Here is an 11145-nt window from a genome sequence, read left to right as displayed (position 1 = left end):
ACTCCAGGTGGCACAATCATGATGGAAGCACTGCGTGCAGTAGAGCAACTGGTTCTTGATAAAGCGGCATTCGAATTCCGTGAAGAGCTAGGTGTTAAAGCTTCTCACCTTGTATACGACGGTCGTTGGTTCACTCCGCTATGTAAGTCAATTCTTGCGGCAACAGATGAACTAGCACAAGACGTAAATGGTGAAGTGGTTATCAAACTTTACAAAGGCCATGCAACGGTGACTCAGAAGCGTTCTGACAACAGCCTGTACTCAGAAGAGTTTGCAACCTTTGGTGAAGATGAAGTTTACGACCAAAGCCACGCTGAAGGCTTTATCCGTCTTTACTCGCTATCAAGCCGTATCCGTGCTCTGAATAGTCAAAAGTAATCCTAACCATGAGTTAGTAAGCTAGCCTTTTACGAATAACGGAAGGTTAGCAAATAGACATTATTATGCAAAGCCCATCCACTATTGACTAGTGAATGGGCTTTTTTCTATCTATTAGTCTAATAAATCAGCTTCGGTTTTTATCATTGAATGGCATATAATTCGCGAATCACGCTGAAAATAAATAGTGGATTAAATCATTGATGAATAAATATGTGAAAATAATGAATTAATACTTTATTTTCATTTTGAATTGCCGTAAGTTTAAACCATCAGAAAAATACTGAATTTTAATCAGAATTATCATTTGCAAAAACAGTGAGCACTGTGCAATTAGGAGATACACAATGGCATTATGGGGCGGTAGATTTACCCAAGCAGCAGACACCCGGTTTAAAGATTTTAACGATTCTCTTCGTTTTGATTACCGATTGGCTGAGCAAGACATTGTGGGCTCAATTGCCTGGTCTAAAGCTCTACTGTCGGTCAACGTATTAACAGAAGAAGAGCAACAGAAGCTTGAGTTAGCGTTGAATGAGCTAAAACTTGAGGTGATGGAAGATCCTGAACAGATTCTACGTTCTGATGCAGAAGATATTCACAGCTGGGTCGAGCAACAACTTATCGGCAAAGTCGGTGACTTGGGCAAAAAACTTCACACTGGCCGTTCTCGTAATGACCAAGTGGCCACAGACCTTAAACTATGGTGTCGTCAGCAAGGTAACCAACTGCTACTTGCATTGGATCGCCTACAAAGCCAAATGGTGAACGTCGCTTCTCAGCATCAAGAAACCGTACTTCCTGGCTACACTCACTTACAACGTGCTCAGCCGGTAACTTTTGCTCACTGGTGCTTGGCTTACGTTGAAATGCTTGAGCGTGATTATTCTCGTTTGAATGATGCGATTAAGCGTCTAGATACATGTCCGCTGGGTTCTGGTGCCCTTGCTGGAACTGCTTACCCGATGGACCGTGAAGAGTTAGCTCACAACTTAGGTTTCCATCGTGCAACGCGTAACTCTCTAGATTCAGTATCTGACCGTGATCATGTGATGGAGCTGATGTCGATTGCATCTATTTCTATGCTTCACCTTTCGCGTCTTGCAGAAGATATGATTTTCTACAACTCGGGTGAATCGAACTTCATCGAGTTAGCAGATACCGTGACATCAGGTTCATCTCTGATGCCACAAAAGAAAAACCCAGATGCGCTAGAGCTTATCCGTGGCAAAACTGGCCGTGTATACGGTTCATTAGCCGCAATGATGATGACAGTGAAAGCTCTGCCTTTGGCGTACAACAAAGACATGCAAGAAGATAAAGAAGGTCTGTTCGACGCTTTAGATACTTGGAATGATTGTATGGAAATGGCTGCTCTTTGTTTTGACGGCATTAAAGTGAACGGCGAACGTACACTTGAAGCAGCAAAACAAGGTTACGCGAACTCAACAGAACTGGCTGATTACTTAGTAGCGAAAGGCATTCCTTTCCGTGAAGCTCACCACATTGTTGGTGTAACAGTCGTCGCAGCTATTGCTAAAGGCTGCGCATTAGAAGAGTTAACCATCGCAGAGATGAAAGAGTTCTCTGAGGTGATTGAAGAGGATGTGTATGACATCCTGACCATTGAATCGTGTCTTGAAAAACGTAGTGCGCTAGGCGGTGTATCACCACAACAAGTGGCTTACGCGGTTGACCAAGCAGAGAAGCGTTTATCACAGCGTGATACTTCTATCGTTAAGGTTCGTTCTGCTCGTCTGACCGATATTGAAGCGTTGGAAGGCATGGTGGCCTACTGGGCGAATATGGGTGAAAACCTGCCTCGTTCTCGTAATGAACTGGTGCGTGATATTGGTTCGTTTGCCGTCGCAGAGCATCATGGAGAGGTGACAGGTTGTGCATCACTTTATGTGTATGACTCTGGCTTAGCGGAAATCCGTTCGTTAGGTGTTGAAGCTGGTTGGCAAGGCCAAGGGCAGGGCACCGCGATTGTGCAGCACTTGGTTGATAAAGCGCGACAAATGGCGATCAAGAAGGTGTTTGTGCTGACTCGTACCCCAGAGTTCTTTATGAAGCATGACTTTTTACCGACATCAAAATCTCTGTTGCCTGAGAAGGTACTGAAAGATTGTGATCAGTGTCCTCGCCAACATGCATGTGATGAAGTGGCGTTGGAAGTGAATTTGGTTGAACAGATCATCGCAAAGGTGAATGTTGCATAAGGCATTGATTTTATGGCACCTAAAAAAAAGATCAAAAATCTGATCTTTTTTGGGAACAAACTAAGAAAAGTCCGGTCTATTAAAGTACCACTGCTTTTTCTTAGAATTTTCTAAGAAAGCCCTAGAATCGATTGGTTCTGGGGCTTTTTTCTATCTGCTGTTTGGGAAATGAGGGTAGGTCGTTAAATCAAAGCACTATCGGGTCATTGAATCGAACATCTAGCCATTATCGTTTATCTAATCAAGTCTTTCTGCTAACGCTTCTTTTCCCTTAAAGGCAGCACGAAAAATTTCATTATCCAATGCAACCACAACAACCCACTGAACGTGAAAGCGGCCATCATCAACGCGATGGCATTGATGGTTTTTGGGTCTTCTTTGAAAAATAACCACCACGCTCCCCAACTTAAAATCGACAACACCATCAGTTGGTTCATACAACGTTGGCAGCGGCCGAGTTTGTTACGGATTTTTTCACTTTTATTGCAATGAATGCATGTCATCTTAGGTTTGATTCGCGTTATGCTTGTTGCCTTGATAATAACACGTCACAAGATATTGGATCACGGTGACACAGAGAGAGAAAGTCGATGATTGAGCGCCAAGAAACCAAACAACGCATGAGCCGTATTGTTAAACACAACGGCACTATCTACCTATGTGGCCAGGTGTGTGCTGATGCAACTAAAGACATCACAGAACAAACACAAACGATGCTAGATAAAGTGGAAGCCCTACTTGAGCAAGCGGGCAGCGATAAAGAGCACATGCTGTCAGCAACGATTTACTTGAAAGACATGAAAGACTTCCAAGAAATGAACGCAGTATGGGATGCATGGGTACCTGAAGGCCACGCTCCAGCTCGCGCATGTGTGACTGGCGACATGGCTCGTGAAGCGCTACTTGTTGAGATCTCTGTGATTGCCGCTGAGAAGTAATGGCTTAAAGCTTTTAGTGACGCAATGGCTTCAAGAGATTCCAGATACCTCGTCCCTCGGTTTTGAAATGACGAGTTTAACTTTAGATTAGCTGATGCGTTTAGCCAAAACAAAAAGGAAAGCCAATGGCTTTCCTTTTTAGTATCTAGCGTTTGTTAACTGACTAACGATAGTCTGAGATTAACAGCCCGGACCACAATCCAGACAGTGTTTCACCATCTCTGGACCTAGGTGCAGTTTCGCATTGAGGTCACGTAGTGCAGTTCGTACACCTTCTTCGATTACTGGGTGGTAGAACGGCATGTCTAGCATTTCAGAAACCGTCATCTTGTTCTGGTGTGCCCATGCTAACAAGTGCGCCAAGTGTTCTGCGTTTGGTCCCATCATTTCAGCACCAAGGAAACGGCCTGTACCTTGCTCGCCGTAAACGTGCAGAATACCTTTGTTGCGTAGCATCACTCGTGAACGACCTTGGTTCTCGAAAGACACTTCACCCGTTGCGAAACAGCCACATGTGCCTAGGCGGGTGGTGATCTCTTTGTACGTTTCACCAACCATCGCGATTTGCGGGTCAGAGAATACCGCCGAGATTTTAGAGCGGCGTAAGCCTGCACGAATCTCAGGGAAACGACCTGCGTTGTCACCGGCAATACGCGCTTGGTCTGCTGCTTCATGCAGTAGAGGCAGTTGGTTACTCGCATCACCAGCGATAAATACTGATGGTAGCGATGTTTGTAGCGTGTAGTGGTCTGCAACTGGCACACCACGTTCATCAAGTTCTAGAGAGGTATTTTCTAGGCCAAGCTTATCAGTGTTAGGGCGACGGCCTGTAGCTGCCAGTACGTATTCAACGATGTTAGTTTCTAATTCACCTTGCTTATTGATGAACTGGATTTCGACGCGAGCTTCACCCGATTCTGTGGTAATGCGTTTCATGCTTTCGATTTTCACGTCGGCATCTAGGTAGAACTCTTCATTGAAGGCTTTGTCTGCGTAAGCCATGATCTCTGGGTCGGTTACTGGGCCAACTTGACCACCTAAACCGAACAGTTTTGTTTTCACACCCAAGCGGTGTAGTGATTGACCAAGCTCTAGGCCAATAACGCCCGGGCCAAATACCGCCACTGATTCTGGTAAATCATCCCAGCTGAATACGTCATCATTAATGATCAGACGGTCACCAAGTTCATTCCAAACTGCAGGGTATGCAGGGCGAGAACCTGTTGCGATAACAATACGCTTAGCCGTCACAACTGTGTGGTCATCGATTTGTAGCGTGTTGTCATCTAAGAACTTTGCGTAGCCAGAGATCTTGTCTTGCTCTGGGATTTCATCAACACCTTCTAAAACAAAACCAACAAAACGGTCACGTTCAAACTTCACTCGGTCCATCACTTCACGGCCGTTAATCACGATATCCCCTTGTGGGTGAACGCCAAAAGCCGGAGCTTTCTCAATTTGGTGTACACTTTCAGCCGCTGCAATAAGCAGTTTAGATGGCATACAACCAACACGAGCACAGGTTGTACCGTAAGGGCCGCCTTCAATCATCACAACACTGTCAGTGTGTGCTTTTGCAGCGCGGTAAGAACCTAAACCTGCCGTACCGCCCCCGATAACTGCTACATCTACATTGACTTGTTTCATAATAATTTTCTCGCAATAGCTAAATTTAGTTTGAACGAACCCCTCCAACTCTGGTGATTTTTTGAGAGTCAGGATAACGGGCAGGTTTTGTGATTCTGTTTTATTAGGTTTAGCTTGTCGCTCTGCCTTTATTGCTAACTGCTTCTTGTTACTAACTATAGGTTAGTTAAAGACGGGCGAGTCACAAGCTATATTCTTTTCCAAAGCTCAGATAAGAGTGTTTGGAATAGCTAACCCACAAGAGGGTGGGTTAGCTGATATTGCTTAGTTAACTTAACGATTAAGCTTATATCGATGGTAAGTCATTAACCTAGGAAAGCTTCAAGTTCTTCGCTACCACCGATGTGTTTGCCACCGATGAATACTTGTGGAACCGTTGTGCGACCAGAGATTGCACGTAGGCTTACTGTTGTCGCGTCTTTACCTAGTACTACTTCTTCGTAGTTCAAACCTTTGTCGATTAGGTTCTGCTTCGCTTTCATACAGAAAGGACAGCCTGGCTTAGTGAATACTGTGATTGACTCTTGCTCTTTGTGCTCAGGAGCAATGTAGTTAAGCATAGTATCTGCATCAGAAACCTTGAACGGGTCGCCTGGTACGTCTTCTTCGATGAACATTTTTTCTACCACGCCGTTTTTAACCAGCATGCTGTAGCGCCATGAACGTTTGCCGAAGCCGATGTCGTTTTTCTCAACTAGCATGCCCATACCGTCTGTGAAATCACCGTTACCATCTGGGATGAATGTGATTTTTTCAGCTTCTTGGTCTGCTTTCCAAGCGTTCATTACGAATGTGTCGTTTACTGAAACACATAGAATGTCATCAACACCGTTATCTTTGAATACAGAATGTAGCTCGTTGTAACGAGGTAGGTGGCTTGAAGAACATGTCGGTGTAAACGCACCTGGTAAGCTGAATACGATAACTGTCTTATCTTTGAATAGCTCTTCCGTCGTTACGTTAACCCATGCATCGCCTTGGCGAGTTGGGAATGTTACTTGAGGGATTGATTGACCTTCTTTAGATGCAAACATATTGATTTCCTTAAATAGTATTTTGAATTTTGTTCTATCAGAGCTTAACGTTTTTCTTTGCTCTGTTTCGTTTCGTTGAGCCCATTATTAGACAAATCCTTTGATAGCTCTAATCGTTTGATGTTATGGTTTTGATAGGTAAATTCTATCAAGAGCATTTTTCTTTTAAATGTTTCTATTAGAACCCTTGTTCTTATTAAAACCTGAGGTAAGAGACTGATCATGAACATTCGTGACTTTGAATACTTGGTGGCGCTCGCAGAGCATAAACACTTCCGAAAAGCGGCAGAAGCGTGCTTTGTCAGTCAGCCGACACTAAGCGGTCAAATACGCAAACTAGAAGATGAAATTGGACTTCAGTTAACCGAGCGTAGTCCAAGGAAGGTAATATTTACAGAATCAGGGTTACAACTTGTTGAACAAGCCAAGCGTATTCTCAATGAAGTGAAAACTTTTAAAGATATGGCGAGTGGACACGGTGAAGCGATGACGGGGCCGATGCACATTGGTTTTATTCCGACCGTTGGCCCTTATATTTTACCTAAGATCATTCCTCATCTTAAAGATAGCTTTCCCGATCTTGAGCTTTACCTGCATGAAGCGCAGACCCATCAGCTAGTGAGTCAACTTGAAGATGGCAAGCTTGATTGTTTGGTATTGGCTGCAGTTGATGAAACGGCGGCGTTCAAAGAGATTGATGTGTATAACGAACCGTTAAGCGTCGCAGTACCGTGTGATCATGAGTGGGCTAAGCAAGACACTGTTGATATGCTGCAGTTAAATGGACAAACCGTACTTGCACTGGGCGATGGCCACTGCTTGCGAGACCAAGCCTTAGGCTTCTGTTTTGCTGCGGGTGCAAAAGATGATGAGCGCTTTAAAGCGACCAGCTTAGAAACGCTGCGTAACATGGTGGCGGCAGGGGCAGGTATTACCTTGCTTCCTCAGCTATCGGTACCGAAGGAAAAACAGAAAGATGGTGTGTGTTACGTTCCAGCGGTGAACCCAACACCTTCACGTCGCATTGTTGTTGCCTACCGACCGGGCTCTCCGTTAAAGGGGCGCTTTGAGCAATTGGCTGAGGCTATCCGAACTCAATTAGATAAAGCTGTTTAGTAATTTAAATCGTAGATAGCTCTGATTATAGACACAAAAAAAGGGTTGATATGAATACATATCAACCCTTTTTGTTGGTTCATGTTACTTGGTTCAACAAACCCTAACTAGAACAGCTCTTCTACTGCTTCACCTGATGACGTTGAGTAGATGTCATCATTGAAACGTTCAGTAATGTACTCGGTTGGCTCAGTGCCTTTCTCGAAATACTCGAACATTGATGAGCTATCAAACTTGTTGGTCAGTAAGCCAGTTTCACGGTCGATACGAACGCGAACGATATTTTCTGGAAGCTCTTTACGTTGTGCCGGAACACCCGCTAACGCTGTGCCCATGAAATCAACCCATGCCGGCTCTGCTGTTTTAGCGCCCGCTTCTGCACCTGTAATTTGATTTTTACCAAGGTTAGAGTTCGCTTTGGTTCGACCTAGGTTACGGTTGTGGTTGTCAAAGCCAACCCATACCGTTGCAACCATGCCAGGGCCGTAACCGCTGTACCAAGTATCTTTCGAGTCATTGGTGGTACCGGTTTTTCCGCCAATATCGCGACGCTTCAGCGGTTGAGCACGCCAACCTGTACCATTCCAGCCTGTGCCAGCACTCCAGTCACCGCCGCCCCAGATATTGCTGTACATCATTTCACGAACAAGGAACGCGTTCTGCTCAGTGATCACTTGGGGTGCGTACTGTACTTGGGCATCCACATCTTGCTCGGCAAACTCATCAGCCATTGAATCTGAGGTCATTGGCTGTTGGCAATCGTCTTTACACACTACTTTCGGTGTCGCTTGGAATTCAGTCTCACCAAATGGTGTTTCAATGCGGCTGATGTAGAAAGGTTCAACGTAGTAGCCGCCATTAGCGAATACTGAGTAACCTTGAGCTACCTTCATTGGCGTTAAGCTACCCGCACCCAGAGCAATGGTTTCAGAGCGCGGTACTTCGTCAATATCAAAACCAAATCGAGTTAGGTAGTTACGAGTATCATCCAAGCCCACTTCGCGCAGTACACGTACTGCCATTACGTTTTTAGATTGAGCTAAGCCAATACGTAAACGAGTTGGACCCACATAGGTCGGTGGTGAGTTCTTTGGTCGCCATGCCGTGCCTTGGCTCTTATCCCATTGATTGATAGGCGCATCGTTGATCAGTGAGGCTAGCGTTAAGCCTTTCTCAATCGCTGCTGAGTAGATAAATGGTTTGATACCAGAACCCACCTGACGAATAGATTGCGTTGCACGGTTGAACTTGTTGTGTACAAAGTTAAAGCCACCCACCATTGACAATACCGCGCCGTTGTTCGGGTTCATTGCAACAAATGCGGTGTTCGCATTCGGTACTTGGCTTAGTCGCCATACAATCGGTGTTTCAGGTTCAGTTGTTGTTTCTTCGGTAGGCTCTTCAGATACTTCATCGCCTGTTACTGCTTCATGGCGAACCCAAATTTGCTCACCCACAGCCAAAATCTCTTTCGCTTGAGAAGGCGCTGGACCTTGGCGGTTGTCCGTTAGGAATTTACGCGCCCAATTCATGCCTTGCCACTCGATAGTGCCTTCACCTTGGTTCTTAACCCAAACTTGAGCGCTTTTCGAATCAACAGCGGTTACAACTGCTGGTACTAAGTCACCATAGGTTGGTTGAGATTTAAGGTGCTTAACGATTTGTTCATGATCCCAAGCTGATTGCGCCGTTTGCCATAATACTTTTTCAGCACCACGGTAACCGTGACGCTCATCGTAGCCGAGTAGGTTCTTAATCGCGGCTTGGTTCGCTGCTTTTTGCAGTTTTGAATCAACGGTCGTGTAAACCTTCATGCCTGATGTGTAAGCGGCTTCACCATAGCGTTCAACCATCCAAGCTCGTGCAACTTCTGCTACATACGGCGCGCTCAGTTCAATCTCGGCACCGTGATATTTCGAGATAAGTTCTTCACTGCGAGCGTCATCGTACTCTGATTGAGTGATGTATTTTTCGTCTAGCATACGACGTAACACCACGTTACGACGGTTGGTCGCACGCTCAACAGAATAAATAGGGTTCATAGTTGAAGGTGCTTTGGGCATGCCCGCAAGCGTTGCCAATTCACTTAAAGTGAGTTCAGGAAGATCCTTACCAAAATAAACACGCGCTGCTGCGCCGAAACCATATGAACGGTGACCAAGGAAGATCTTGTTTACGTAAAGCTCCATGATTTCTTCTTTACTCAGAAGTTGCTCTATGTGGATCGCAATGAAGATCTCTTTGATTTTACGCATGATCTTTTTCTCATTAGATAAGAAGAAGTTACGCGCAAGCTGCTGAGTAATGGTACTTGCCCCTTGTTTGGCTGAACCGGACATAGCAACCACGAGTGCTGCTCGAGTGATACCAATTGGATCAATACCAGGGTGCTCGTAGAAGCGGCTATCTTCGGTAGCAATCAAAGCTTCAACTAGGTGGCGAGGAATCTCGTCATAAGTCACGGGATTACGACGCTTTTCACCAAATTGAGAGATCAATTTACCGTCTTGACTGAAGACTTGCATTGGCGTTTGGAGTTCTACGTCACGCAAAGTGGCAACATCAGGTAACTCTGGTTTTACGTAATAGTAAAACCCGAAAATTGTACTGACTCCAAGAATCATGCAAATCAATGTAAATATGAATAATCGCTTTATGAACTTCACCGGATAATCCCTGATTAGTTAAGGCTGATAAGCAGCAAACCCTTGTACTCTAGGTTAAAAACTTAGCTTTCGTTTATTAACGCTTATTTAACTAATAATCACAACCCCTAGATAATCAACGAAATGCTTGGCACTTCAGGAGCTAGGTCACATGGGTTCATCATTAATTACAGGTATAGATATAAATCATCACAGCATCAAAGCCGTGGTACTAAAACCCGTGGGGGAGTTGTATGCCCTAGTGGGATACAAAGAGCTGCCGATTTCGGACGACATTTTTACAGCTAACCATACTTTGGAGTATCAGAAAACTGTTAAGAAACTTAAAGAACTTAGGAAAGGACTGCCTTTTGGCTGTCGCAACGTCGCCATTTCGGTACCCGATAACACGGTGATCAGCAAAGTACTGCAAATAGAGAGTGACTTAGAAGACAGAGAAAAGGAGTTTTCTATCTATCAAACCTTTGCTCATCAATCTCCCTTTCCTATCGAGGAGCTGAGTTTAGATTTTGTAAAGCTGGAAGACAAACGATTTGGTAAAGGATCGACAAGTAGCTATCAGATATATGCGACTCGTAAGGAAGTTGTAGACAGTCGAGCGGATGCTTTAAATAAAGCCGGATTTAAACCTGTTGTCATCGACACCCAAGCACATGGTCTGCTCAATATTTGGCAGTTGGCTTCACGCCTTTATCCTGAAAAAAGTAACTGGTTGCTGGTGGACGTGGGAGTTGACCAAACGTCGTTAGGCATTATCCCGCAGGATTCAGCACCTTTCTATAAAGACATCGCCTTTGGTACTCAAGATCTTCGCGGCACTGACAGCCCGAGTTATACAGAAGGTGTGTTCGGCAACGCAGAGGAGACACATCGGTTTATTGTCAATTTGGCTGAAAAGCTTAAGCGACAGTTGCAACTCTATTCCTCAGTGAATGCACTTGAGCCGATATCCGGGATCTGGCTGATGGGCGAAGGGGCCAGCATTCCGATGGTAGTTGAAGATCTAGAGCGCCATTTTCAGATGAGTTGTGAATCGCTCAATCCTTTATCGTTATTTGAGAATAAGGTGTCGAAGCGGCACCGATTGCCTGTGGACTGGCAACTGTTTGGGATTGCCGCGGGTATGGCGATGAGTGGACTCAAG

Annotated in this window: 9 protein-coding genes and 1 pseudogene; 5 read left to right on the top strand and 5 right to left on the bottom strand. The window is 45.0% G+C overall.

Going from position 1 to position 11145, the window contains the following annotated elements:
* Nucleotides 1-378: pseudogene (locus tag AB4496_RS07980) on the top strand (argininosuccinate synthase); the annotation flags it as partial.
* Nucleotides 379-725: 347 nt separating this feature from the next.
* Nucleotides 726-2600 (top strand): argininosuccinate lyase, encoded by a 1875-nt coding sequence (gene argH / locus AB4496_RS07975; protein WP_009848895.1) that lies wholly within the window; start codon nt 726-728, stop codon nt 2598-2600.
* Between the two features lie 254 nt (nt 2601-2854).
* On the opposite strand, the gene AB4496_RS07970 is transcribed toward argH, so the two are convergent.
* On the bottom strand, nt 2855-3103 hold the full coding sequence (locus AB4496_RS07970) for a DUF3624 domain-containing protein (RefSeq protein WP_032555354.1): 249 nt from the start codon (nt 3101-3103) through the stop codon (nt 2855-2857).
* 87 nt (nt 3104-3190) lie between these two features.
* Here AB4496_RS07970 and AB4496_RS07965 point away from each other — a divergent pair, with 87 nt between their 5' ends.
* The gene (locus AB4496_RS07965) at nt 3191-3538 is read left to right on the top strand and encodes a RidA family protein (RefSeq protein ID WP_004729674.1); all 348 of its coding nucleotides are present in this window, start codon (nt 3191-3193) and stop codon (nt 3536-3538) included.
* A 180-nt stretch (nt 3539-3718) separates the two neighbouring features.
* On the opposite strand, the gene AB4496_RS07960 is transcribed toward AB4496_RS07965, so the two are convergent.
* The 3 genes from AB4496_RS07960 to AB4496_RS07950 form a co-directional block, all read right to left on the bottom strand.
* Nucleotides 3719-5185 carry a dihydrolipoyl dehydrogenase gene (locus AB4496_RS07960; protein ID WP_009848897.1) on the bottom strand — a complete coding sequence of 489 codons (1467 nt, stop codon included), beginning with the start codon at nt 5183-5185 and terminating at the stop codon, nt 3719-3721.
* Nucleotides 5186-5490: 305 nt separating this feature from the next.
* Nucleotides 5491-6219 (bottom strand): glutathione peroxidase, encoded by a 729-nt coding sequence (locus AB4496_RS07955; protein WP_009848898.1) that lies wholly within the window; start codon nt 6217-6219, stop codon nt 5491-5493.
* A gap of 44 nt (nt 6220-6263) precedes the next feature.
* Nucleotides 6264-6443 (bottom strand): hypothetical protein, encoded by a 180-nt coding sequence (locus AB4496_RS07950; RefSeq protein ID WP_017099997.1) that lies wholly within the window; start codon nt 6441-6443, stop codon nt 6264-6266.
* Here AB4496_RS07950 and oxyR point away from each other — a divergent pair.
* Nucleotides 6442-7335: a DNA-binding transcriptional regulator OxyR gene (gene oxyR, locus AB4496_RS07945; protein ID WP_009848900.1), complete on the top strand. Its 894-nt coding sequence runs from the start codon at nt 6442-6444 to the stop codon at nt 7333-7335. The two genes, AB4496_RS07950 and oxyR, sit on opposite strands and share 2 nt — an antisense overlap.
* 107 nt (nt 7336-7442) lie before the next feature.
* Here oxyR and AB4496_RS07940 read toward each other — a convergent pair whose 3' ends face one another.
* Entirely contained in the window at nt 7443-10001 is a 2559-nt protein-coding gene (locus AB4496_RS07940; RefSeq protein WP_032555356.1) for a penicillin-binding protein 1A, read from the bottom strand.
* Nucleotides 10002-10152: 151 nt separating this feature from the next.
* Here AB4496_RS07940 and pilM point away from each other — a divergent pair.
* Nucleotides 10153-11145 (top strand): type IV pilus assembly protein PilM (pilM, locus tag AB4496_RS07935; RefSeq protein WP_372130790.1); only part of this gene is annotated, 993 nt, incomplete at its 3' end.

It is taken from the genome of Vibrio sp. 10N.222.46.A1 (assembly GCF_041473595.1).
Lineage (GTDB): Bacteria > Pseudomonadota > Gammaproteobacteria > Enterobacterales > Vibrionaceae > Vibrio > Vibrio tasmaniensis_A.
This window is presented reverse-complemented; position numbering and strand designations above follow the sequence as displayed.